We start from the raw sequence: 26,619 nt of genomic DNA, 5'->3' as shown, positions 1-26,619 counted from the left end.
CCGGACTGCCTCACCCTCCACGCTAGGCGCAGGAGCACCGGCAACCGTGGTACCCGGGAGGTGAACGCCCCGGCGGGGGTGGTACCGCGGTACCACCCCCGCTCGGGCGCGCGGGGGTCAGGCCCGGTCGCGCAGCAGGTTCCCGCCGGGGACGGCCGCCAGCAGCTCGCGGGTGTACTCCTCGGCCGGGTTCGCGAAGACCTCGGCCACCGCCCCGGTCTCCACCACCCGGCCGTCCTTCATCACGGCCACCCGGTCGCTGACGTGGTGCACCACCGCGAGGTCGTGCGAGATGAACAGCAGCGCCAGGTTCAGGTCGTGCCGCAGATCCGCCAGCAGGTCGAGGATCTGGGCCTGGACGGAGACGTCGAGCGCGGAGACCGGTTCGTCGCAGACCACCACGTCGGGGTCGGGCGCCAGGGCGCGGGCGATCGCCACCCGCTGGCGCTGGCCGCCGGAGAGCTCCGGGGGCCGGCGCTCCAGCAGCCCCGCCGACAGGCCCACCCGGTCGAGCAGTTCGACGACCCGGGCCCGGCGCTCACGACGGCTCCGCACCCCGGCCCTGGCGACCGCCTCGCCGATCACCCGCTCGACGTCGAAGCGCGGGTCGAAGGAGCCCAGCGGGTCCTGCTGGACGGCCTGGATGCGCAACCGGGCCGCCCGGCGCCGCCGTTCGGGGACGCCGCTCCACGGCTCGCCCGCGAACCGCACGGTGCCGGAGTCGGGCTCCAGCAGGCCGAGGACGATCCGCGCGGCGGTGGTCTTGCCGGAGCCGGACTCCCCCACCACGCCCAGGGTCTCGCCGGCCCGCAGGCTCAGCGACACCTCGCGCACCGCGTCGTACGTGCTGCCGTCAGGGGCCCGGAACCGCTTGGAGATCCGGTCGGCCTCGATCAGCGGGGGTGCCTGCTCCGCCGGCTCCTCGGCGCGGACGCGCAGCCGGACGGCCGCCACCGGCGGACCGGCGCCCTCGCCCGGGTACCAGCAGAGCGCCCCGTGCCCGTCGGGCCGGGGCAGGCTCTCACGGCAGCGGTCGTCGGCGGCGGCGCAGCGGGCGGCGTAGGGGCAGCCCGCCGGACCGGGTGCGGGCCGCCCCGCGCCCGGCACCGACAGCCGGGTGCCCTTGGCACGGGTGGTGGGCACGGCCTCCAGCAGCGCGCGGGTGTACGGGTGCCGGGGGTCGGCGAGGACGTCCTCGGTGCGGCCGGTCTCGACGATCCGGCCGCCGTACATCACGGCCACCCGGTCCGCCAGTCTGGCCACCACGGACAGGTCGTGACTGATCAGCAGGAGCGCGGTGCCCTGCTCCTTGAGCCGTCCCAGCAGGTCGAGCACCTGGGCCTGGACCGTCACGTCGAGCGCGGTGGTGGGCTCGTCCGCGATCAGCAGTTCGGGGCCGGCGGCGATCGCGGAGGCGATCAGGGCGCGCTGGCGCAGCCCGCCGGAGAGCTGGTGCGGGTACTGCTCGGCGCGGCGCCCGGGCTCGGGGACCCCGACGTCGTCCAGCAGCGAGAGCACGCGGGGACGGATCCGCGCCCGGGACGCCAGGCCGTGGGTGAGCAGCGGTTCGGCGATCTCGGCGCCGACCTTGCGCAGCGGATCGAGTGAGACCAGGGCGTCCTGGAGCACCAGGCCGATCCGGCGGCCGCGCACGGCGCGCCAGCGGGTCTCGGTGAGCGCCGCGAGGTCGAGGCCGTCGAAGGTCAGCGCCCCCGCGGTGATCTCGGCGCCGTCGCCGGCGAGCCCGACCAGGGTGCGGGCGGTGACACTCTTGCCCGAGCCGGACTCCCCGACGATGGCCAGGCACTCGCCCCGGTCGAGGGTGAAGGAGACGTCCCGCACGGCGCGGACGGCGCCGAAGGAGACGTCCAGCGCATCGACGCGCAGCAGGCTCATCGGGTGGTCCTCCTGGTGAATCGGGCCTGCGCGCGGCGGCCCACGGCGTTCACGACGAGCGCCGTGAGAGTGATCGCGGCGCCCGGGAACACCCCGACCCACCAGGCGCTCTGGAGGAAGCCGCGCCCCTGGGAGAGCATCGCGCCCCACTCCGGTGACGGCGGTTCGGGCCCGAGGCCGAGGAAGCTCAGGCCGGAGGCGGCGATCAGTGAGGCCCCGAAGCCGACGGTGGCGAGCACCAGCATCGGGCCGAGCGCGTTGGGCAGGACGTGCCGCACGATCAGCAGCGGGCGCGGCAGGCCGAGTCCGACCGCGGCCTCGACGTAGCCGGAGCGGCGGACCACCAGCGTCTCGGCCCGCACGATCCGGGCGTAGCCGGGGACGAACGCGATCGCGATGGCGGCGGCGACATTGCCCGAGCCGGTGCCGAGCACGATGACGCCGAGCAGGGCGAGCAGGATCGGCGGCAGCGACAGCAGGATGTCGGTGATCCGCATCAGCACCTGGTCGGCGTACGGCCCGCCGAGCGCGGCCGCGACGCCGAGCAGCGCGCCGCCGGCCACCGCGAGCACGGTGGCGCCCAGGCCCAGCAGCAGCGAGGGCCGGGCGCCGTACAGCACCCGGGAGAAGAGGTCGCGGCCCAGCTGGTCGGTGCCGAACCAGTGCTCGGCGCCGGGTGGGGTGAGGGCGTGCACCGGGTCGGTCTCGATCGGCGAGGTGCCGGTGAACAGGCCCGGCGCGACGGCGGCCAGCACGATCAGGGCGAGGACGACGCAGGCGAGGACGAGGACCGGGCCGCCGGGCGGACGCGGCAGCCTGCGGCGCGGACGGGCGGCGGGCCGGGGCGGGGCGGCGAAGAGCGAGGTCATGTGGTCAACCGGTCCTCAGTCGCGGGTCGATGACGGTGTAGAGCAGATCGACCAGGGTGGACAGCACGACGAACACCAGGGCCGACAGCAGCACCACACCGATCACCAGCGGCATGTCCTTGTTGGTGGTTCCCTGCAGGGTGAGCGCGCCGATGCCGGGCCGCGCGAAGACGGTCTCCACCAGGACGGCGCCGCCGAGCAGCGAGCCGGTCAGCCAGCCGGTGAGGGTCACCAGCGGCACGGCCGCGTGCCGCAGCGCGTGCCGCAGCCGGACGGCGGTGACGCTGAGCCCGCGCGAACGGGCGGTGACCGCGAACGGCCGGCCGAGGGCCGTCTCCAGCCCCTCGCGCAGCACCTGGGCCAGGACGCCGGTCAGCGGCAGCGCCAGCGTGAGGGCCGGCAGCACCAGCGCGGAGAGGTCCTGGTCCCCCGCCACCGGGAAGATCCGCAACTGGAACGAGAAGGCGGTGAGCAGCAGGATCCCGATCCAGTACGAGGGGCTGGAGACGGTCAGCAGTTCGAGCAGGGTGGCGAGGGCCCGCAGCGCCGGCCGGCGGCCGGCCGTCGCCACCGCGGTGGTAACCGCGAGCAGGACGGCCAGCGCCAGCGCGGCCAGAGCGAGTTGGACGGTGGGCCAGAGCTGCTCGCCGATCAGATCCGCGACCGGCCGCTGCAGCTGGTACGACTCGCCGAGATCGCCCCGGAGCAGGTTGCCCAGGTAGTGCAGGTACTGCAGGGCGAGCGGCTGGTCGAGCCCGTACTGCGCCCTGATCTGCGCCTTGATCTCGGGCGTCGCGACCGTGCCGGGCCCGAGCATCACGGTCACCGGGTCACCGGGGATCAGCTGCAGCGCGGCGAAGGCCACCGTGGCGGCTCCGAGCAGCACCGCCGCGGCTGCGGCCAGCCGCTTCGCGATCGCGCCGAGCAGGGGGAGGGGGCTCATGTCACTTACCGAGCCAGGCGTCGTAGAAGTTCAGCCAGGTGTTGGGGTCGGACTTCACGTCGTGCACGTCGGCGGTGGTGCCCGCCACGGCGGTGCGGACGTAGAGCGGCACGTACAGCGCCAGGTCGATGGCGCGCTTCTGGGTCTTGGCGTAGACGTCCTGGCGCACGGCCTTGTCGGTGGTCGACTTGCCCGCGTCGGTCCAGGTGTCGAGATCCGCGTCCTTGTAGAAGGTGGCGTTCTGGCCGCCCTTGCGGGGGTCGCTGGCGCTGTTGAAGTACAGCCGCAGGACGTCCGGCTCGAAGCGGGCCCAGCTGTAGTCGGCGATGCCCTCCTCGCCGGCGTAGACCTTCTTGATGTAGGTGCCGATGTCCAGGCGGGGGCGGGTGATCTCGACGCCGATCTTCTTCAGGTCGGCCTGGATCGCGCTGCCCAGGGTGTCGCGCTGGTCGCGGATGTACTCGGCGGGCATCAGCGGCCACTCGACGGTGAGCCGCCTGCCGTCCTTGGTGCGGTAGCCGTCCGCGTCGCGGGCCGTCCAACCGGCCTGGTCCAGCAGGCTGTTGGACTGCGCCTGGTCGTACGGCCAGCTCTTCTCCAACGACGGGTCGTAGAACGGCGTGCTCGGGGAGATCGGGCTCCAGGCGCGCTGGTACACCCCGAAGTACACGCTCTTCACGTCGGTGTCGACGTCGATGCCGCGCTGGATCGCCTTGCGGACCGCCGGGTCGTCGAGCGGGGCCTGCGTGGTGTTCAGCACCAGGCCGTAGTTGGCGCCGGGCGCGTCCTTGGTGATCAGCCGGATCCGGGAGTCGGCCTTGAGGGTCTTCACGTCGGCCGGCGGGACGGCGTCGGCGACCTGCACCTGGCCGCTGTTCAGGGCGCCGATGCGGACCGAACTCTCGCTCAGGAACCGCACCGTGAGCTTGTCCAGGTGGGCCGGACCCTGGTGCGCGGAGCCCTCCGGGGCCCAGGCGTAGTCGGGGTTCTTGGTGAGCACCGCGCTCTGGCCCTTGGTGTAGCCGCTGAACACGAACGGGCCGGTGCCGATGTCCACCGCGCCGCCCGAACCCAGCTTCGGGCCGTTCGCCTTGATCGTGGCCGGGGAGTAGAAGCCCAGGTAGGGGGTGCTGGCGGCCTGGAGGAACGGCGCGAACGGCTCGGAGAAGTTGACCTTCACGGTGTGCGCGTCGATGACGTCCGTGCCGGTGTAGGGGCCGATCAGGCTGGAGGCGTACTGGGACTTGGTGTCCTTCGCCACGATGCGGTCGAAGTTGATCTTCACGGCCTCGGCGTCGAAGACCGTGCCGTCGGTGAACTTCACGTCCTCGCGCAGGTGGAAGGTGTAGCTCTTGAGGTCGGGCGCGACCTCCCAGGTCTTCGCCAGCCAGGCGTGGAACTCGCCCGCGTCGTCCTGGCGGACGAGCGAGTCGAAGACGTTGCGCTGGATGGCGCCGGTGATGTCCTGCGAGCTGGCGTGGATGTCGAAGGAGACCGGCTCGGTGTCCACGGCGTAGGTGAGCGATCCCCCCTCGACGGGCTTCGCCGAGGCGCCGGCGCTGTCGCCGACCGTGCCTCCGGTGGAAGCGCACCCCGCGAGGAGGAGGGTCCCGGCCGCGGCGGCGGCGAGCAGGGCTGACGGTCGGGGGACGGATCTGGGCATGCCGGTGACTCCGATGGTTCGCAGGGTTCGTGCGTCGGGGGGATGATCCGAAACTAGCGATCGCCGACCCCCCGCCGCACCCCTAGCGGGCCCCTACCGGACCCTTAGAGCGACCGGCAGGCACGCCGGCCGCACCTCGTCCGGGCGGGGCCCGCAGGGGTCACCCCTGGGCGCGGGCGGCAGGTTCAGTGCGGGCCCACCAGCGGGTAGCGCGGGACGGAGCGGCGGTGGGCGATCCGCCAGCCCCGCGCGGTGTGCACCAGGACGTCGAAGTAGTCGCCGTTGTGGACGCTGCCGTCGGGCAGGATCGCCAGATAGCGGCTGCGCCCGCGCACCGTGCCGTCCTCGTCCACCGACAGCACGGTGTCCAGGGTGTGGTGGTCCGGGGAGTGCTCCCCCAGGCTCAGGTTGAACGCCCGGATGGCGGCCAGCCCCTGGAAGACGGTGCCGGTACGGGCCAGCTCGATCACGCCGTCCTCGGCGAAGACCTGGTCGAGCGCGTCGACCTCACCATTGTCGAAGACGTGCGCGAACAGGGCGAACAGCCTTCGGATGTCGGATATCTGATGGAGCGTCAGTTCTTCGGCCATGATTCCCTCGTGATTCCTTCTCGGCGATCGGGTGTGGAACGGCCCCGCCCGGCCGGGTGGGGCCGGCCGGGCGGGGCACGGAAGGGGCGGGAGTCAGCGGACCGAGCCGCCCAGCTGGCTGATGATGCCCAGGCGGTCGGGCAGCACGTTGTAGCGCACCACCTGGCCGTCCCGGACGGTCAGCGTGCTGATGCTGAAGCCGCTGAACGGCTTTCCGGTGGCCGGCACTCCGAAGACCGGGCCAGCGTGGGTGCCCTCGATGCGCCAGAAGGCGATCACCCGGTCGTCCTCGGCCACCAGGTCCTCGACGGTGGCGCGCACGTCCGGGACGTTCGCCCAGAGCACCTCCAGGTGCTCGCGGAAGTCGTCCCGGGTGCCGGAGCCGCCGGGACCGACCCGGGTCTCGTCGGCGGCGTCCTCGGCGACCAGCTCCGCCAGCAGATCGATCCGCTGCCCGCTGACCAGCTCGTGGTAGTAACGACGAACCAGCGCCTTGTTGTCCTCGGTGCTCATGTCTCTCCTAGGTGAACGGTGGTGAAAGGGTCAGGAGTTGCGGGCGGGCGGCGGCGCCAGGATGCCGCCGTTGGCGGTCAGACCGCCGTCCACCGGGAGGGTCACCCCGGTGACGTAGGAGGCGGCCGGGGAGGTCAGGAACCAGATCACCTCGGCCTGCTCCCGCGCCACCGCCCAGCGCTGGAGCGGGATCTTGCTGGTGATCGCGCGGGAGAACCGGGGGTCCGCGACCTGGCTGCCGGTCATCGCGGTCACCGTGCCGCCGGGAGCGATCGCGTTGATCCGGATCTGCTCGGCCGCGTAGTCGATGGCCGCGCCGCGCACCAGGTTGATCACCGCGGCCTTGGTCGCGTTGTAGCCCCAGGTGCCGGGATCCCCGCGCAGGCCGGAGACCGAGGAGGTGGCCACGATCGCCCCGCCGCCGACCGCCCGCAGGGCCGGGACGGCCGCCCGGATGCCCAGGGCGACGCCGCGCACGTTGACCGCGAACAGACGGTCGAAGCGCTCGATCGCGCCCGCCGACTCCAGCGGGCCGGCCCCGCCGATCCCGGCGTTCAGCACGGCCGCGTCCAGGCGGCCGAACCGCTCCAGGGCCAGGCGCACCGCGCCTTCGTTCGTCTCCTCGGTCGAGACGTCCCCCGCCAGGGTCGCGACACCGTCCAGGACCGCGAGCTTGGCCAGCCCCTCCTCGTCGACGTCCACCGCGACCACGCGGTGCCCGCGTTCCGCGTACAGCCGTACCGTCGCCTCGCCGATACCGGACGCCGCGCCGGTGACCAGAACTACCGGGTTGACCATTCCTGCTCCCTCTTCTCGATCCACTGCCGGACGGCGTCCGCCGTCGTCGGGGTGTGCTGCTCCAGCACGGTGAAGTGGTCGCCGGGGACGTCGGCCACCTCGTGCGGAGTGGGCCAGTAGGCGCGCCAGTCGTGCCGCCCGGTCGGGTCGATCACGGTGCCGCGCAGGGGGGTGTCCGCCCGGACGGCCAGGGTGGGGGCGGCGATCGGTCCGGGCCGCCAGTCGGCGAAGACGCTGTTGTAGCCGCCCATCGCGGTCAGGCTGGCGTCGCTCCAGACCATGTCGTACTGCTCGATCCGGTCGAGCATCCCGCCGAGCATCGCGGTCAGCCACCACTCGCCCATGCCCTCACGGACCGCGCTGTCGATCGGGTACGCGTCGATCAGGGCCAGGCCCGCCACCGACCGGCCCTCGGCCTCCAGCCGGGCGGCCACCGCGTGTGCCACGCAACCGCCCATCGAGCGGCCGACGACCACGAACGGCCGCTCCTCCCCGATCAGTCGCCGCACACTGTCGACCTGCATCCGCAGATAGGTGTCCAGGGTGTCCGGCAGCAGGTCGGCGGGGGCCCAACCCGGCGAGGGGAGCACGAACACGTCGCGCTCGCCCTGGAAGCCGTGGCCGAAGCGGGCGTACTCGTGCGGACCCGAGATGGCGCTCAGTGCGGGGAAGCAGACCACGGCCAACCCCCCGTTCCCGGAGGCCAGTCGGATCGGCTCCGGGGTGTGGGCGGCACGCTCCTCGGCCGGGAACCTGCTCCGCAGCGCGGAGGCCACCCCGATCAGCGCGGACGCCTCCGCGAAGCTGTCCTGCGCGGCGAGCGCCCGGTAGAGCGAGGAGAGCGGGTGCTGGGGCTCGGCGGCGCGGCCCGCCGCCGGGCGCGGGGCCGGCCGGTGTGCGAGGTCGCCCAGCAGCTCGCGCAGATGAAGCGCCAGGACGGTCGGTGACGGGTGGTCGAAGGTCACCGTCGGCGGCAGCCGCAGGCCGGTCAGCACGGTGAGCCGGTTGCGCAGTTCGACGGCGGAGAGCGAGTCCAGCCCCAGATCGTTGAACGGGCGCGCGGGAGCGACCGACTCGGTCTCGGTGCCCAGCACCGCGGCGACCTCGGTCCGTACCAGGTCCAGCAGGACGGCCTCCCGCTCCGGCTCGCCGAGCCCGGCGAGCCGCTCGGGCAGCGTCGGCCCCTCGGCCGCGGCGGCCCGCGCGGCGCGCCGGGCCGGGCGGACCAGCCCGCGCAGCAGGGCCGGAACGGGCTGCCCCCCGCGTTGGAGCGCGGCCAGGTCGAGCGGTGCGGGCACCAGGTAGGGGGCGCCCAGCAGGGCCGCCGCGTCCAGCAGTTCGGTGCCCTGCTCGTCCGGGATCGGCCGCACCCCGGCCCGGGCGGCCCGGCGCAGGTCGGCCTCGCCCAGCTGGGCGGTGACACCGCTGGTTCGGGCCCACTGGCCCCAGGCGAGGGACTGCGCGGGCAGGCCCTCGGCGTGCCGGTGCTGGGCCAGGGCGTCCAGGAAGGTGTTGGCCGCCGCGTACGAGCCCTGGCCCGGGCCGCCGAACAGGGCGGCCACCGAGGAGTAGAGGACGAAGGCGGCGAGGTCCGGGTTGTCGCGGGTGAGCTCGTGCAGGTGCCAGGCACCGTCGGCCTTCGGCCGCAGCACCGTGTCCAACCGCTCCGGGCTCAACGCACCGATGACACCGTCGTCCACCACACCGGCCGTGTGCACCACCGCCGTCAACGGATGCTCCGCCGGAACCGCCGCCAGCACCGCCGCCAACGCCTCCCGATCGGCCGTGTCCGCCGCCGCGAACGTCACCGTCGCACCCAACCGCGCCAACTCCGACGCACCCGGCGCCTCACCACCACTACGCGACACCAACACCAGATGCCGCACCCCGCGCTCCACCACCAGATGCCGCGCCAACACCCCACCCAGCACACCGGTACCACCGGTGACCAACACCGTCCCCTCCGGATCCCACACCCGCCCCACCACCTCGGGCCCGGTGGCGCGCGCGAGCCGGGGCACCCACACGGTTCCGGCCCGGACGGCGAGTTGCGGCTCGTCGGCGGCCAGGGCCGAGGCCACGGCCGCGGGCAGCGCGTTCGCGGAGTCCGGGTGCTCGTCCAGGTCCAGCAGCAGGATCCGATCCGGGTGCTCGGCCTGCGCCGAGCGCAGCAGACCCCAGACCGGCGCCAGCGCCAGGTCGGGCCGCTCCCCCTCGGCCACGGCCACCGCGCCCCGGGTCACCACCACCAGCCGGGTGGACTGCCGGCTCTCGTCGGCCACCCACTCCTGCACCAGGGCCAGCGCGTCCCGCAGCGCCGTCCGGGGCTCCTGATGTCCTTCGAGGGCGACGGCCAGCCAGCCGCCGCTCCCCGCGTCGGGCCCGACCGAGCGGAGGTCCGGGTAGGGGCCGGCGCCCGGTACGGCCGCGGCCGGGCCGGTGACGGGCGGCAGGACCGCCCAGTCCAGCTGGAACAGCGCGTCCCGGTGGCCGGCCCGGGCCGGCTCCAGCTGCGCCGCCGACACCAGCCGGGCCAGCAGTGCCTCCACCGTCGCGACCGGCGCGCCGCTCTCGTCGGCGGCCTCCACGGAGATCGCCTCCGGGCCCGTGCGGCGCAGCCGCACCCGCAGAGCCCCGGCGCCACCGGCGTGCAGGCGTACGCCGGTGTAGGCGAACGGCAGGCGGCTGGAGCCCGCCGGGGTGTCCAGCAGCCCGTGGTGGGCGGTGATGTGCACGGCGGCGTCGAGCAGCGCGGGGTGCAGGCCGAACCGGCCGGCCTGCTCGCGCAGGGCCTCCGGCAGGGCCACCTCGGCGTAGAAGGTCTCGCCGTCCCGCCAGGCCGCCCGGAGCCCCTGGAAGGCCGGGCCGTAGGCGAGTCCGGCGTCGGTGAGGTCCTGGTAGACGTCCTCGACCGGGAGTTGTTCGGCGTTCGCGGGCGGCCAGGCGGCGAGGTCGAAACCGGCCGGTGCCGAGACGGGCAGCAGGGTGCCGGAGGCGTGCCGCTGCCAGTCGCCGTCGGCGCCCCGGGAGTGGATGGTGACGGGTCGGGCGCCGGCCTCGTCGGGCGCCCCGGCCCGGACCTGCAACTGGACGGCGGCGCGCGCGGGCAGCACCAGCGGCGCTTCGACGACCAGCTCCTCCAGCGTGCTCGCGCCGACCTCGTCCCCGGCCCGGATCGCCAGTTCCAGCAGGGCGGTGCCGGGCACGATCACGGTGCCCTGCACCGCGTGGTCGGCGAGCCAGGGGTGGGTGCGCAGCGAGAGGCTGCCGGTGAGCAGGACGCCGTCCGAGTCCGGCTGGGCGACGACCGCGCCCAGCAACGGGTGCCCGGGAGCGCCCAGACCCAGACCCGCCGCGTCGGCGCCCCGGCCGGAGCCCGGCTCCAACCAGTACCGACGCCGCTGGAACGGATAGGTCGGCAGGTCCACCCGCCGCGGCGCGCCGTCGGCGAAGAACGAGTTCCAGTCGACGGTCCGGCCCTGGACGTGGATCCGGCCGAGCGTGGTCAGGGCGGTCAGCGTCTCGGAGCGGTCGCGGCGCAGGGTGGGGACGGCGACGGCGTCCGGCAGAGCCTCCCGGACCAACGCCGACAGCGTGCCGTCCGGCCCCAGCTCCACGAAGGTCGTCACCCCGTTCGCGTCCAACTCCCGGACCACATCGGCGAAACGAACGGCCTCACGGACGTGCCGCACCCAGTAACCCGGATCGGTGATCTCCTGCGCCGACGCGATCCGCCCGGTCAGATTCGACACCACCGGAATCGACGGAGCAGCGAACGACAACGAAGCCGCCACCGCACCGAACTCCACCAACATCCCGTCCATGTGCGCCGAATGGAACGCGTGACTCACCCGCAACCGCCGCGTCCTGCGACCCCGCCCGGCGAACACCTCACCGAACGCCACCACCGCCGCCTCGTCCCCCGAGACGACCACCGACGAAGGACCGTTCACCGCCGCGACCGACACACCCGCCGACAGCGCAGCCACCACCTCCTCCTCCGAGGCCTGCACCGCCACCATCGCCCCACCCGACGGCAGAGCGGCCATCACCCGCGCCCGCGCCGCCACCAGCACCGCCGCATCCCGCAACGACAGAACACCCGCCACATGCGCCGCCGACAACTCACCCACCGAATGCCCCGACACGAAATCCGGACGCACACCCCACGACTCGAACAACCGGAACAGCGCCACCTCCACCGCGAACAACGCCGGCTGCGTCAGACCCGTCCCGTCCAACCCCTCACCCGAAGCCACCACCTGCGCCAACGACACACCCAACAACGGATCCAGCTCCGCCGCCACCGCACCGAACGCCTCCGCGAACACCGGATACGCGGCAGCCAACTCCCCGCCCATACCGACCCGCTGACTCCCCTGACCCGAGAACAGGAACGCCAGCCCACCCGCACCCACCGACGAACCGGTGACTCCGCCACCGGCCGCCACCTCGTCCAGCCCGGCGAGGTAACCGGCGCGGTCCTCGGCGACGACGACCGTCCGCTCGTCCAGCCGGGCCCGCGAGGTGGCCAGGGTGAACCCGACGTCGGCCAGGCCCAGTTCCCCGTCGGCGCGGACCACCGCGGCCAGCCGGGCCGCCTGCTCGCGCAGCGCCTGCGGCGTCCGCGCGGAGAGCACCCAGGGACGCGGCAGCACGGAGCCGGGCTGCGGCGGGGAGGGCTGCTCCTCCTCGGCCGCCGGCGCCTCCTCGATGACCACGTGCGCGTTGGTGCCGCTGGCCCCGAAGGCCGAGACCCCCACCCGGCGCGGGCCCTCGCCGGCCGGCCACGCCCGGGCCTCGGTCAGCAGCCGCACCGCGCCCGCCGACCAGTTGACGTACGGGGTGGGCTCCTCGGCGTGCAGGGTCCGCGGCAGGACGCCGTGCCGGATCGCCTGCACCGACTTGATCACGCCGGCCACCCCGGCCGCGGCCTGGGTGTGGCCGATGTTGGACTTCAACGAACCCAGCCAGAGCGGCCGGTCGGCCGGCCGGTCCTGACCGTAGGTGGCCAGCAGGGCGCCCGCCTCGATCGGGTCGCCGAGCGAGGTGCCGGTGCCGTGTGCCTCCACCGCGTGGACGTCCGCCGCCGTGAGCCGGGCGTTGTCCAGGGCCTGACGGATCACCCGCTGCTGGGCCGGGCCGCTGGGCGCGGTCAGGCCGTTGGACGCGCCGTCCTGGTTCACGGCCGAACCACGCAGCACCGCCAGCACCTCATGGCCGTTGCGCCGGGCGTCCGACAACCGCTCCACCAGCAGCAGCCCCACCCCCTCCGCCCACCCCGTACCGTCGGCGCCGGCGCCGAACGCCTTGCAGCGGCCGTCCGCCGACAGGCCGCGCTGGCGGGAGAACTCCACGAAGCCCTGCGGGCTGGCCATGATGCTCACCCCGCCGGCGAGCGCGAGATCCGACTCGCCGGAGCGCAGCGACTGGGCGGCCAGGTGCAGCGCCACCAGCGAGGACGAGCAGGCCGTGTCCACCGTGACCGCCGGGCCCTCGAAGCCGAAGGTGTACGAGATCCGGCCGGAGGCGACGCTGTCCAGCCCGCCGATGCCGAGGTACCCCTCCAACTCACCCGGAGCGTCGTGGTGCCGGGGGGTGTAGTCGCCGCCGGCGATGCCCGCGAAGACCGACGTCCGGCTGCCCCTGAGCCCGGTCGGGTCGATGCCGGCCCGTTCGAACACCTCCCAGGCGGTCTCCAGCAGGAGCCGGTGCTGCGGGTCGGTGGCGAGCGCCTCGCGCGGCGATATGCCGAAGAACTCGGCGTCGAAGTCGGCGACCGTGTCGAGGAACCCGCCGTGCCGGGTGTACGAGGTGCCGGTGTGCTCCGGATCGGGGTCGTAGAGGCCCGCGAGATCCCAGCCCCGGTCGTCGGGGAACTCCGAGACGGTGTCGACACCGTCCGCGACCACCTGCCAGAGGTCCTCCGGCGAGGCGATCCCGCCGGGGAGCCGGCAGGCCATCCCGATGATGGCGATCGGCTCCCGACGGCCGGACTCGACCTCCTGGAGGCGCTTCTGGGCCTGCCGGGCGTCGGCGAGTGCCCGCTTCAGGTACTCGCGGAGCTTCTGGTCGTTGGACATTACTGCCTCTCACATCTCACGTCGGGCGCAACTCACAGCGGGCACGGCGCACATCGGGCACACCGCAGGGCGGGCGGGCGCCGTGCCCGTCGGGCACGGCGCCGCCTCGGGCGGGTCAGAGTGACTCGGCGTTGCGGTCCATCAGTTCGAACAGCTCCTCGTCGGTCGCCGACTCCAGATCGAGTTCGTCGTCCACCGCGAGCAGGTCCTCGGGGGTGTCCCACCGGTCGACGAGCGCCCGGAGCCGGGCGAGGACGGAGTCGCGGTCCTCGTCGGCGCCCACGGGAGCGGCCAGCGCGTCCTCCAGGGCCGACAGCGAGGCCAGCGCGGTGAGCGGCTCCGACCTCCCGTCGGCCGAGGGGAGTTCCGCCACCACGTAGGCCGCGATGGCGGCCGGGGTCGGATGGTCGAAGATCAGCGTGGCCGGCAGTTCCAGGCCGGTCGCGGCGCCGATCCGGTTCCGCAGCTCGACGGCCGTCAGCGAGCTGAGGCCGAGATCCCGGAACGCCTTGTCCGCGGCCACTCCCGCGACCCCGGTGTGGCCGAGCACCACGGCGGCCTCCGCCCGCACCAGCTCCAGCAGCGCGGTCTCGCGTTCGGCCGCGCCGAGCCCGGCCAGCCGGACGGTCCAGGCCGCCTCGGCCGGGGCCGCCTCGGCGCCCGCCTGTCCGAGCACGGTCGCCACCGTCGTGTTGGAGACGGTCGCGTCCAGCCAGTACCGCTGCCGCTGGAAGGCGTACGTCGGCAGCTCGGCCCGGCGGGCGCCGGCGCCCTCGAAGACCACCGGCCAGGCCACCGGCACACCCCGGACGTACAGCTCCGCCGCCGAGGTGAGGAAGCGGTCCAGGCCGCCCTGCTCCCGGCGCAGCGAGCCGACCGCCGCCGTGCCGCGCGCCCGGCCGGCCGACTCCAGGGTCTCCTGGAGCGGGACGGTGAGCACCGGGTGCGGGCTGATCTCGACGAAGGTGCTGTGTCCCTGCGCCGCCAGCGCCCGGGTGGCCTCCTCGAAGCGGACGGTCTCGCGCAGGTTGGTCACCCAGTACCGCGCGTCCAGTCCGGCGGTGTCGAACCAGTCGCCGGTCACCGTGGAGAGCATCGGCACCGTGCCGGTGCGCGGCCGGACGGGCGCCAGCAGGGCGAGCAGTTCCTCGCGCAGGTCGTCGACCTGTCCGGAGTGCGAGGCGTAGTCCACCTGGACCAGTCGGGCCCGGACCCCTTCCTCCTGGTAGCCGGCGACCAGTTCGGCCAGCGCGTCCGGCTCGCCGGACACCACCACCGAGGACGGGCCGTTCACCACGGCGACCGACAGGCGTCCGGCCCAGCGGTCGATCCGGTCGGCCACCTCGGCGGCGGACAGCGCCACCGAGGCCATCCCACCGCGTCCCGACAGGGCGAGGATCGCCCGGCTGCGCAGCGCCACCACCCGGGCGCCGTCCGCCAGCGACAGGCCGCCGGCCACCACGGCGGCGGCGATCTCGCCCTGACTGTGGCCGACCACCGCGTCCGGGCGCACGCCGTAGGACTTCCACAGCTCGGCGAGCGAGACCATCACGGCCCACAGCACCGGCTGCACGACGTCCACCCGCTCCAGACCGGGCGCGCCGTCGGCGCCGCGCAGCACGTCCGGCAGCGACCAGTCGGTGTACGGCGCCAGAGCGGCGGCGCACGCCTCGATCCGCTCGGCGAACACCGGTGCGGAGTCGAGCAGTTCGACGGCCATACCGGCCCACTGCGAGCCCTGGCCGGGGAAGACGAAGACGGTCTTCCCGGCCAGGTCCGCGGTGCCGCGCACCAGGCCGGGCGCCGGGTCGCCGGCGGCCAGCGCCCGCAGGCCCGCCCGGTCGCCCACCAGCACGGCCCGCTCCTCCAGGGCGGCGCGCGTGGTCACCAGCGAGTACGCGGCGTCCACCGGATCCGCGCCGCCCTCCAGGTGGTCGGCCAGCCGGCCGGCCTGGGCCTGGAGGGCTCGCGCGGTGCGGGCCGAGAGCACCCACGGCAGCGCCGTCGGGCGCTCGCCGCCGGCCGGCTCGCCCTCGGCCTCGGGGGCCTGCTCGATGATCACGTGCGCGTTGGTGCCGCTCACCCCGAAGGAGGACACCCCGGCCCGGCGCGGGCCGCCGGTCAGCGGCCAGTCCTGGGCGTCGGTCAGCAGCCGGACCGCACCGGACTCCCAGTCCACGTACGGCGAGGGCTCCTGCGCGTGCAGTGTGCGGGGCAGCACGCCGTGCCGGATCGCCTGGATCATCTTGATCACGCCGGCCGCGCCGGCGGCGGCCTGGGTGTGGCCGATGTTGGACTTCAACGAACCCAGCCAGAGCGGCCGGTCGGCCGGCCGGTCCTGACCGTAGGTGGCCAGCAGGGCGCCCGCCTCGATCGGGTCGCCGAGCGTGGTGCCGGTGCCGTGGCCCTCGACCACGTCCACGTCGCCGGTGTCGAGCCCGGCGTTGGTCAGCGCCTGGCGGATGACCCGCTGCTGGGCCGGGCCGCTGGGCGCGGTCAGGCCGTTGGACGCGCCGTCCTGGTTGATCGCCGTCCCCCGGACCACCGCGAGCACCCGGTGGCCGTTGCGCCGGGCGTCCGACAACCGCTCCACCAGCAGCAGCCCGACCCCCTCCGCCCACCCCGTACCGTCCGCCCCGGCGCCGAACGCCTTGCAGCGGCCGTCGGCGGAGAGCGCCTTCTGCCGGCTGAACTCCACGAAGGTGGTCGGCGTGGACATCACCGCCACGCCGCCCGCCAGTGCCAGGTCGCACTCGCCGGAGCGCAGCGACTGGGCGGCCAGGTGCAGCGCCACCAGCGAGGACGAGCAGGCCGTGTCGACGGTGACCGCCGGGCCCTCGAAACCGAAGGAGTACGAGATCCGGCCGGAGGCGACGCTCCCCGCCGTGCCGTTGCCCAGCCAGCCCTCCAACTCGGCCGGGATCTCCCGCACCCGCGGGGCGTAGTCGTGGTACATCACACCGGCGAACACACCCGTACGGCTGCCGCGCAGCGTGTTCGGGTCGATGCCGGCGCTCTCCAGCGCCTCCCAGCCCGTCTCCAGCAGCAGCCGCTGCTGCGGGTCGGTGGCGAGCGCCTCGCGCGGCGAGATCCCGAAGAACTCGGCGTCGAAGTCGGCGGCCTGCTCCAGGAACCCGCCGTGCCGGGTGTACGAGGTCCCGGGCTTCTCTGGGTCCTGCGAGTAGAGCGACTCGACGTCCCAGCCACGGTCCTCGGGGAACTCCGAGACGGCGTCGCGGCCTTCGGTGACCAGTTGCCAGAGCTCGTCCGGCGAGGTGACCCCGCCGGGCAGCCGGCAGGCCATGCCGACGATCGCGATCTGCTCGTCCTGCGGCCGCGCCGCGACCGTGGTGGCGACGGCCGCCACCACCGGTGCGCTGCCCAGCAGTTCCTCCCGCAGGTGTTCCGCGAGCACCGCCGGGGTCGGGTGGTCGAAGACCAGAGTCGCCGAGAGCCGCAGCCCGGTGGCGGCGTTGAGCCGGTTGCGCAGCTCGACGGCGGTCAGCGAGTCGACGCCCAGTGCGGTGAAGGCCTTGCGGGCCCCGATCTCCCCCGGCTCGGTGCCGAGCACCGTGGCGACCTCGGCACGTACCAGCTGGAGCAGTTCGGCCTCCCGCTCGGCGTCGTCCGCCAGCGCGCCCAGCCGCTCGGCCAGGGTGGACCGGGGGGCGGCGGTCGCCGCGCTCCGGGAGGCGGCGGGCCGGGCCCGGCCCGGCCGGTCTCCCAGCAGGGCGCGCAGCAGCGGCGCCGCCGGCTCACCGGTGGCGGCGAGGGCGGTCAGATCGAGCGGTGCGGGCACCAGTACGGGCGCGTCGGAGCGCAGTTGGGCCGCGTCGAACAGTTCGGCGCCCTCGTCGGAGCCGAGCGGCCGGATGCCGAGCCGGGCCAGTCGGGCCAGGTCGGTACGGCTGAGCCGGCCGGTGATGCCGCTGGCCTGCTCCCACTGGCCCCAGGCGAGGGACTGCGCGGGCAGGCCCTCGGCGTGCCGGTGCTGGGCCAGGGCGTCCAGGAAGGTGTTCGCGGCGGAGTAGGCCGCCTGGCCGGGCGAGCCGAGCACGCCCGCCACCGAGGAGTAGAGGACGAAGGCGGCGAGGTCCGGGTTGTCGCGGGTGAGCTCGTGCAGGTGCCAGGCACCGTCGGCCTTCGGCCGCAGCACCGTGTCCAACCGCTCCGGGCTCAACGCACCGATGACACCGTCGTCCACCACACCGGCCGTGTGCACCACCGCCGTCAACGGATGCTCCGCCGGAACCGCCGCCAACACCGCCGCCAACGCCTCCCGATCGGCCGTGTCCGCCGCCGCGAACGTCACCGTCGCACCCAACCGCGCCAACTCCGACGCACCCGGCGCCTCACCACCACTACGCGACACCAACACCAGATGCCGCACCCCGCGCTCCACCACCAGATGCCGCGCCAACACCCCACCCAGCACACCGGTACCACCGGTGACCAACACCGTCCCCTCCGGATCCCACACCCGCCCCACCACCTCGGCGGAGCTCGCACGGACCAGGCGGGGAACGTGGACCGTCCCGGCACGCAGCGCCAGCTGGTGCTCGCCGGCGGCCAGCGCCGTCCGCACGGCCTCGGCCGAGGCTGCCTCGGAGTCGGGGTGCCCGTCCAGATCCAGCAGCACGATGCGGTCCGGGTTCTCGCTCTGCGCGGAGCGCAGCAGGCCCCAGACCGAGGCCGCCACCGGATCGGGGTTCTCGCCCCCGGCCACCGCCACCGCGCCCCTGGTCACGACCACCAGCCTGGACGACCGGTCGCGCTCCTCGGACACCCAGTCCTGGACCACGGCCAGCGCCTCGCCCAGCGCGCTCCGGACCTGGGCCGGGACGTCCGACCCGGCCGGGTGCGGTCCGGCCGCGGCGCGGACCGCCACCCAGCGGAGCGCCTCGGCGTCCACGGGGCCGGACCGCAGCGGGCTCCCCGGCGTGTCCGTGCCGGTCGGCGACAGTTCGGGCCACTCCACGGCGAACAGCGAGTCGCGCCGCACCGGCCGCCGCGCGGCGAATTGCTCCCCGGAGACCGACCGGGTGACCAGCGAGGCGATCGACACCACCGGCGCACCGGCGCCGTCCGTGGCCCGGAGGGTGAACCGCTCCGGCCCGTCGACCGTCAGCCTGATCCTCAACTCGGCCGCGCCCGAGGCGTGCAGGGCGACCGTGCGGTAGGCGAACGGCAACCGGCCGCCGCCGTCCGGCGCGCCGACCAGGCCGGGCAGCTGGAGCGCGGCGTCGAGCAGCGCGGGGTGCAGGCCGAACCGGCCGGCCTGCTCGCGCAGGGCCTCCGGCAGCGCGGCCTCGGCGTAGAAGGTCTCGCCGTCCCGCCAGACCGTCCGCAGGCCGCGGAAGGCCGGGCCGTAGGCGAGTCCGGCGTCGGCCAGGGCCTGGTAGACGTCCTCGACCGGGAGTTGTTCGGCGTTCGCGGGCGGCCAGGCGGTGAGGTCGAAACCGGCCGGTGCCGAGACGGGCAGCAGGGTGCCGGAGGCGTGCCGCTGCCAGTCGCCGTCGTCGCCCCGGGAATGGATGGTGACGGGTCGGGCGCCGGCCTCGTCGGGCGCCCCGGCCCGGACCTGCAACTGGACGGCGGCGCGCTCGGGCAGCACCAGCGGCGCCTCGACGACCAGCTCCTCCAGCGTGCTCGCGCCGACCTCGTCCCCGGCCCGGATCGCCAGTTCCACCAGCGCGGCGCCGGGCACGATGACCGTACCGAGGGCGACGTGGTCGGCGAGCCAGGGGTGGGTGCGCAGCGAGAGGCTGCCGGTGAGCAGGACGCCGTCCGAGTCCGGCTGGGCGACGACCGCCCCCAGCAACGGGTGCCCGGGAGCGCCCAGACCCAGACCCGCCGCGTCGGCGCCCCGGCCGGAGCCCGGCTCCAACCAGTACCGACGCCGCTGGAACGGATAGGTCGGCAGAGTCACCCTGGTCGGCCTCGGGCCCGTGAACAGGGCCGTCCAGTCGACCCGGTGGCCGCGCACGTGGACCTGCGCCAGTGCGGTGACCGCGGCGGCCGCCTCCGGGGCGTCGCGGCGCAGGACGGGGACGGCGACGGCGTCCGGCAGAGCCTCCCGGACCAACGCCGACAGCGTGCCGTCCGGCCCCAGCTCCACGAAGGTCGTCACCCCGTTCGCGTCCAACTCCCGGACCACATCGGCGAAACGAACGGCCTCACGGACGTGCCGCACCCAGTAACCCGGATCGGTGATCTCCTGCGCCGACGCGATCCGCCCGGTCAGATTCGACACCACCGGAATCGACGGAGCAGCGAACGACAACGAAGCCGCCACCGCACCGAACTCCACCAACATCCCGTCCATGTGCGCCGAATGGAACGCGTGACTCACCCGCAACCGCCGCGTCCTGCGACCCCGCCCGGCGAACACCTCACCGAACGCCACCACCGCCGCCTCGTCCCCCGAGACGACCACCGACGAAGGACCGTTCACCGCGGCCACCGACACACCCGCCGACAGCGCAGCCACCACCTCCTCCTCCGAGGCCTGCACCGCCACCATCGCCCCACCCGACGGCAGAGCGGCCATCAACCGCGCCCGCGCCGCCACCAGCACCGCCGCATCCCGCAACGACAGAACACCCGCCACATGCGCCGCCGACAACTCACCCACCGAATGCCCCGACACGAAATCCGGACGCACACCCCACGACTCGAACAACCGGAACAGCGCCACCTCCACCGCGAACAACGCCGGCTGCGTCAGACCCGTCCCGTCCAACCCCTCACCCGAAGCCACCACCTGCGCCAACGACACACCCAACAACGGATCCAGCTCCGCCGCCACCGCACCGAACGCCTCCGCGAACACCGGATACGCGGCAGCCAACTCCCCGCCCATACCGACCCGCTGACTCCCCTGACCCGAGAACAGGAACGCCAGCCCACCCGCACCCACCGACGAACCGGTGACCACGGTCGGGGCGCTCTCGCCGAGGGCCAGCGCGTCCAGGCCGGCGGCCAGGTCGCCGATCACGACGGCCCGCTCCTCCAGCGCGGCCCGGGTGGTGGCCAGGGCGTAGGCGGTGTCGACCGGCTCCGAGCCGGTCGACAGGTGCTCGGCCAGCTGCGCCGCCTGGGCCCGCAGGGCCTCGGGCGTGCGGGCGGAGACCACCCACGGCAGCACCGCCGGGGCCGCGCCCTCGGTCGGCTCCACCGCGGGCTCGGGAGCCTGCTCGATGATCACGTGCGCGTTGGTGCCGCTCACCCCGAAGGCCGAGACGCCCGCCCGGCGCGGCCGGCCGACCTCGGGCCAGGCCTGCTCCTCGGTGAGCAGCCGGACGGTGCCCTGCGACCAGTCCACGTGCGGCGAGGGCTCGTCCACGTGCAGGGTCCTCGGCAGGAGCCCGTGCTTGAGTGCCTGCACCATCTTGATCACGCCGGCCACCCCGGCCGCGGCCTGGGTGTGACCGATGTTGGACTTGACCGACCCGAGCAGCAGCGGCTGTTCGGCCGACCGGCCCTGACCGTAGGTGGCGATCAGCGCCTGCGCCTCGATCGGGTCGCCGAGCGTGGTGCCGGTGCCGTGCGCCTCCACCACGTCCACGTCGCCGGTGCCGAGGCCGGCCACGGCCAGGGCCTGACGGATCACCCGTTGCTGCGAGGGGCCGCTGGGCGCGGTCAGGCCGTTGGACGCGCCGTCCTGGTTCACGGCCGAACCACGCAGCACCGCCAGCACCTCATGGCCGTTGCGCCGGGCGTCCGACAACCGCTCCACCAGCAGCAGCCCGACCCCCTCCGCCCACCCCGTACCGTCCGCCGCCGCCGCGAAGGCCTTGCAGCGGCCGTCCGGGGACATGGCGCGCTGGCGGGAGAACTCGATGAAGGTGGTCGGCGTGGACATCACCAGCACGCCGCCCGCCACCGCCAGGTCGCTCTCGCCGGAGCGCAGCGACTGGGCGGCCAGGTGCAGCGCCACCAGCGAGGACGAGCAGGCCGTGTCCACCGTGACCGCCGGGCCCTCGAAACCGAAGGAGTACGAGATCCGGCCGGAGGCGACGCTGGCCGCGTTGCCGATGCCGAGGTAGGCCTCCAGCTCGTCCGGGACGTGCTGGGCGGCGGTGCCGTAGTCGCGGCCGGAGATCCCGGCGAAGACGCCGGTCCGGCTGCCGCGCAACGCCTCGGGGTCGATGCCGGCCCGCTCGAAGGCCTCCCAGGTGGTCTCCAGCAGCAGCCGCTGCTGGGGGTCGATGGCCGGCGCCTCGCGCGGTGGGATGCCGAAGAAACCGGGGTCGAAGTCGCCCGCGCTGTCGAGGAACCCGCCGTGCTTGGCGTACGAGGTGCCCGGACGGTCCGGGTCGGCGCTGTACAGCCGCTCCAGGTCCCAACCTCGGTCGGCGGGGAACTCGGTCAGGGCGTCGACGCCGTCGGTGACCAGCTGCCAGAGGTCCTCCGGCGAGGCGACCCCGCCGGGGAAGCGGCAGGCCATGCCGACGATCACGATCGGGTCGTCGTCCACCGGCCGTGCCTGCGGGAGGGCGGCCGGTGCGGCGGCCTCCGTGCCCCAGAGCTCGCCCGCCAGCCAGTCGGTGAGCGCGGCGGGTGTCGGGTGGTCGAAGACCAGCGTCGCGGGCAGCCGGCGGCCGGTGGCCGCGCCCAGCCGGTTACGGAACTCGACGGCGGTGAGCGAGTCGAAGCCCTGGTTGCGGAAGGCCCTGGCCGGGTCGATCGCCTCCGCCGAGCGGTGGCCCTGGACGGCGGCGGCCTGCGCGCGAACCACGGCCAGCAGGCCGCGCCGGCGCTCGGCGGCCGGCAGCGCTGCGAGCCGCGCTGCCGGGTCATCGCCGACGGGCGCGTCCGAGGGCTGCGCCGATTCCTGCCGGACGCCCGGGAGTTCGGCGGCCAGCGGGTGGGTGCGGCCGCGGTAGAAGACCGGCCAGTCGATGTCGGCGACCACCAGGTGCGACTCCCCGTGGTCGAGGATCTGCCCGAGCACCTCCACAGCGGGCTCCGGCGGCAGTGACACCAGGCCGTGGCGCAGCAGCTGGGCCTCGGCGCCGTCGGCCGCGATGCCCGCGCCCGCCCAGTGCCCCCAGGCGACCGAGGTCGCGGGCAGCCCGGCGGCCACCCGCTGCGCCGCCAGCGCGTCCAGATAGGCGTTGCCGGGCGCGTAGTTGGCCTGACCCGGGATGCCGGAGAGACCGGCCACCGAGGAGAAGAGCACGAAGGCCGAGAGCTCCAGCTCCGCCGTGAGCTCGTGCAGCAGTCGGGCGGCGCCGACCTTGGCGCGCAGGGCGAGGTCCAGCTGCTCGGGGGTGAGGGTGGGGATCAGGCCGTCGTGCAGGGCGGCGGCGGTGTGCACCACGGCCTTCAACGGCAGCTCGGCGGGGACTGCGGCCAGTACGGCGGCCAGCTCGGCGCGGTCCGCGACGTCGGCCGCCGCGAAACTGACCCTGGTGCCCGACTCGGCGAGTTCGGCGGCCAGTTCGGCGGCCCCCGGGGCGTCGGCGCCGCGCCTGCTGACCAGCAGCAGGTGTTCGGCGCCGCGCCGGGCCAGCCAGCGGGCGAGGTGGCCGCCGAGCGCGCCGGTGCCGCCGGTGATCAGTGTGGTGCCGACCGGGCTCCAGGGCTCGCGGGCGGGCTCGGCCCCGAGGGGGGCCGGCACCAGGCGGCGGGCGAACGCACCGGCCGGGCGGATCGCCGCCTCGGCCTCGCGGCCCGGGCCCTTCGCCGCCAACAGGGCACCCAGCTGCCCCCAGGAGCGCTCGTCGACGTCCTGCGGCAGGTCGACGAGTCCGCCCCACTGGGCCGGGCTCTCCACCGCGAGGATCGCGCCGAAGCCCCACACCAGCGCCTGCGCCGGGTCGGTCACGGCGTCGGACGGGCCGGTGGCCACGGCGCCCCTGGTGACGAACCAGAGCGGTACGGCGAGCCCGGCGTCGTCCAGCGCCTGGGTGAGCGTGACGTTGGCGGCGTACCCGCGCGGAACCGCCTCGAACGCGGGGTGACCGCCCGGTGCCGACGCGAGCAGCGAGACCACTCCGGTGACCTCCCCGGTGTCCGCCGCGCGGAGCGCTTCGGCGGCCCCGACCCGGTCGGTGCCGACCGTGACCGGGACGACGCGGGCGCCCCTGGCGGTCAGCTCACGCGTCAGCGCGGCGATCCGGGCGTGCTCGGCCTGCTCGGCCTGCTCGGCCTGCTCCGGGGCACCGGCCTGCGCGGGGGCACCGGCCTGCGCGGGTGACTCGGGTGACCCGGCTGACTCCTCGGGGACGGCCAGCAGCCAGGTTCCCGTGAGGCGGTCGCCGGCCGGTGTCGGAACGGGGCGCCAGAGCACCCGGTGACGCCAGGAGTCGGCGGCCGAGGCCGTCCGACGGCGCTCCCACCAGGAGGCGAGCGCGGGCAGCACCGGGCCGATCTGGGCGTCGTCCACACCGATCGCCTCGGCCAGCCGGCCGGCGTCCTGACCGGCGACCAGCTCCCAGAACGGATCGTCGGCCGCGCCGGATCCGGCCGCGGTCAGCAGTTCGGGGGACTTCGTGGCGTCCAGCCAGTAGCGCTGCCGCTGAAAGGCGTAGGTGGGCAGTTCGGCGCGGCGCGGCGCGGCGCCCGCGAAGGCCGCCGACCAGTCGACCGCGACGCCGCGCACGTACAGCTCCGCCACCGAGGCCAGCCAGCGGGCGGGCCCGCCCTGGTCGCGGCGGAGCGATCCGACCACGGCGGCGCCACGCGTGCCCGCCGACTCCAGGGTGTCCTCGATCGCTCCGGTCAGCACCGGGTGCGGGCTGATCTCGACGAACACGGTGTGCCCGTCGGCCGCCAGCGCGCGGGTGGCCTCCTCGAAGCGGACCGTCCGGCGCAGGTTCAGGAACCAGTACCCGGCGTCCAGACCGGCCGTGTCCTGCCAGTCGCCGGTCACCGTGGAGACCAGCGGGATCTCCCCGGTGACCGGACGCACCGGTGCCAGCAGTTCGGCGAGCCGGTCGCGCAGTGCGTCGGTCTGGCCGGAGTGCGAGGCGTAGTCGATGGCGACCGGGCGCACCCGGACGCCCTCGGCCGTGTACTGCTCGGTGAGTTCGGCCAGCGCGTCCAGATCGCCGGAGACCACTACCGAGGACGGGCCGTTGAGCACGCCGATCGAGAGCCGGCCCGCCCAGGCGGCGAGCCGGGGCTCGACGGCGGCGAGCGGCAGCGGGACGGCGACCATGCCGCCGCGCCCCGAGATGGTGGCGAGGGCCTGGGCGCGCAGGGCGACGATCCGGGCCGCGTCGTCCAGGCTCAGGGCGCCGGCCACGTAGGCGGCCGCGACCTCGCCCTGACTGTGGCCGACCACCGCGTCCGGGCGCACGCCGTAGGACTTCCACAGCTCGGCGAGCGAGACCATCACGGCCCACAGCGCGGGCTGCAGGACATCGACGCGGTCGGGGTCGGGGCCGCCCTCGACGCCGCGCAGCACGTCCAGCAGCGACCAGTCGGTGTACGGCGCCAGAGCGGCGGCGCAGGCCTCGATCCGCTCGGCGAACACCGGCGCGGAGTCGAGCAGTCCGGCGGCCATACCGGCCCACTGGGAGCCCTGGCCGGGGAAGACGAACACCACCTTGCCGTCCGCGTCGGCCCGCCCGCGCACCAGCCCCGGGGCGTCCTCGCCCTCGGCGAGGGCCCGCAGGCCGGCCGGGTCGCCGATCAGCACGGCGCGCTCCTCCAGCGCGGCGCGGGTGGTGGCCAGGGCGTACGAGGTGTCCACCGGGTCGGCCCCGCCGGCCAGGTGCTCGACCAGCCGCGCGGCCTGCGCCCGCAGCGCCTCGGGGGTACGGGCGGAGACCACCCACGGCAGCGTCGCCGGGGCCTCGCGCAGCTCCTGCTCCTGTTCCTGCCCGACCGCGGGCTCGGGGGCCTGCTCGATGATCACGTGCGCGTTGGTGCCGCTCACCCCGAAGGCCGAGACGGCCGCGCGGCGCGGGCGGTCCACCTGGGGCCACGCCTGCGCCTCGGTGAGCAGCCGGACGGTACCGGCCGACCAGTCCACGTGCGGCGAGGGCTCGTCCACGTGCAGGCTCCTCGGGAGCACCCCGTGCTTGAGCGCCTGCACCACCTTGATCACGCCGGCCACCCCGGCCGCGGCCTGGGTGTGACCGATGTTGGACTTCAGCGAACCGAGCCAGAGCGGCTGTTCGGCCGACCGGCCCTGACCGTAGGTGGCGATCAGCGCCTGCGCCTCGATCGGGTCGCCGAGCCGGGTGCCGGTGCCGTGCGCCTCCACCGCGTCCACGTCGCCCGGACCGAGGCCGGCGGCCGCCAGGGCCTCCCGGATCACCCGCTGCTGCGAGGGACCGCTGGGCGCCGTGAGCTGGCTGCTGCTGCCGTCCTGGTTGACGGCGGAGCCGCGCAGCACCGCCAGCACCCGGTGGCCGTGGCGCTGCGCGTCGGAGAGCTTCTCCAGGACGAGGACGCCGGCGCCCTCGCCCCAGCCGGTGCCGTCCGCGGCCCCGGCGAACGGCTTGCAGCGGCCGTCCGGGGCCAGGCCCCGCTGGCGGGAGAACTCGATGAACATGCCGGGTGCGGCCAGCACCGTCGCGCCGCCGGCGAGCGCCAGGGAGCACTCGCCGGAGCGCAGCGCCTGGGCGGCGAGGTGCAGCGCCACCAGCGAGGACGAGCAGGCCGTGTCGACGGTGACCGCCGGGCCCTCCAGGCCGAGGGTGTAGGCGATCCGGCCGGAGGCGACGCTGGTGGTCGTCCCGGTCAGGACGTACCCGTCGGTCTTCTCGGCGGGCAGGTGGTGCAGACTCGGGCCGTACTCCTGGGCGATGACGCCGGCGAACACGCCGGTGCGGCTGCCGCGCAGCGTGGTCGGATCGATCGCGGCGTGCTCCAACGCCTCCCAGGCCGTCTCCAGCAGCAACCGCTGCTGGGGGTCGGAGGCGAGCGCCTCGCGCGGCGAGATCCCGAAGAACCCGGCGTCGAACTCACCGGCGTCGTAGAGGAATCCGCCCTCACGGGCGTAGCTGCGGCCGGGACGGTCGGGGTCGGGGTCGTACAGGTGGTCCAGATCCCAGCCGCGGTCGGCGGGGAACGGCCCGACCGCGTCGCGCTCCTCGGTCACCAGCCGCCAGACGTCGTCCGGGCCGCGTACCTCGCCCGGCAGGCGGCAGGCCATGCCGACGATCGCGATCGGCTCGTGCCCGGTCTCCTGCGGCTGCGACTTCGCCTCGGCCTCGGCCAGCCGGCGGCGGGTCTGCTGCAGCTCGGCGGCGACCCGGTTGAGGTAGTCGCGGAGCTTCTCCTCGTTGGTGGTCATGTGTCGTCG

Annotated in this window: 8 protein-coding genes and 1 pseudogene; all 9 read right to left on the bottom strand. The window is 74.7% G+C overall.

Annotation, left to right across the window (positions count from 1 at the left end):
• Positions 1-117: 117 nt before the first annotated feature.
• Positions 118-1,896 carry a dipeptide ABC transporter ATP-binding protein gene (locus tag OG823_RS24255; RefSeq protein WP_371481802.1) on the bottom strand — a complete coding sequence of 593 codons (1,779 nt, stop codon included), beginning with the start codon at positions 1,894-1,896 and terminating at the stop codon, positions 118-120.
• Positions 1,893-2,765 (bottom strand): ABC transporter permease, encoded by an 873-nt coding sequence (locus OG823_RS24250; protein WP_371481801.1) that lies wholly within the window; start codon positions 2,763-2,765, stop codon positions 1,893-1,895. Before OG823_RS24250 ends, OG823_RS24255 begins: the two co-directional genes overlap by 4 nt.
• 4 nt (positions 2,766-2,769) lie before the next feature.
• On the bottom strand, positions 2,770-3,708 hold the full coding sequence (locus OG823_RS24245; RefSeq protein WP_371481800.1) for an ABC transporter permease: 939 nt from the start codon (positions 3,706-3,708) through the stop codon (positions 2,770-2,772).
• 1 nt (position 3,709) lies between these two features.
• Positions 3,710-5,371: an ABC transporter substrate-binding protein gene (locus tag OG823_RS24240; RefSeq protein WP_371481799.1), complete on the bottom strand. Its 1,662-nt coding sequence runs from the start codon at positions 5,369-5,371 to the stop codon at positions 3,710-3,712.
• Positions 5,372-5,556: 185 nt separating this feature from the next.
• On the bottom strand, positions 5,557-5,961 hold the full coding sequence (locus OG823_RS24235; RefSeq protein ID WP_371481797.1) for a nuclear transport factor 2 family protein: 405 nt from the start codon (positions 5,959-5,961) through the stop codon (positions 5,557-5,559).
• Between the two features lie 93 nt (positions 5,962-6,054).
• Complete coding sequence (locus tag OG823_RS24230; RefSeq protein WP_371481795.1) at positions 6,055-6,474, bottom strand: ester cyclase; 420 nt, start codon at positions 6,472-6,474, stop codon at positions 6,055-6,057.
• Between the two features lie 30 nt (positions 6,475-6,504).
• Positions 6,505-7,272 carry an SDR family NAD(P)-dependent oxidoreductase gene (locus tag OG823_RS24225; RefSeq protein ID WP_371481793.1) on the bottom strand — a complete coding sequence of 256 codons (768 nt, stop codon included), beginning with the start codon at positions 7,270-7,272 and terminating at the stop codon, positions 6,505-6,507.
• Positions 7,257-13,337, bottom strand: a pseudogene (locus OG823_RS24220) (SDR family NAD(P)-dependent oxidoreductase); the annotation flags it as partial. The pseudogene OG823_RS24220 and the gene OG823_RS24225, both read right to left, overlap by 16 nt.
• A 133-nt stretch (positions 13,338-13,470) precedes the next feature.
• Positions 13,471-26,610: a type I polyketide synthase gene (locus tag OG823_RS24215; RefSeq protein WP_371481791.1), complete on the bottom strand. Its 13,140-nt coding sequence runs from the start codon at positions 26,608-26,610 to the stop codon at positions 13,471-13,473.
• Positions 26,611-26,619: the final 9 nt, after the last annotated feature.

This window comes from Kitasatospora sp. NBC_00315 (assembly GCF_041435095.1).
Classification (GTDB): Bacteria; Actinomycetota; Actinomycetes; order Streptomycetales; family Streptomycetaceae; genus Kitasatospora.
The sequence above is the reverse complement of the archived record's forward strand: the minus strand, read 5'-3'. Positions and strand labels throughout refer to the sequence as shown.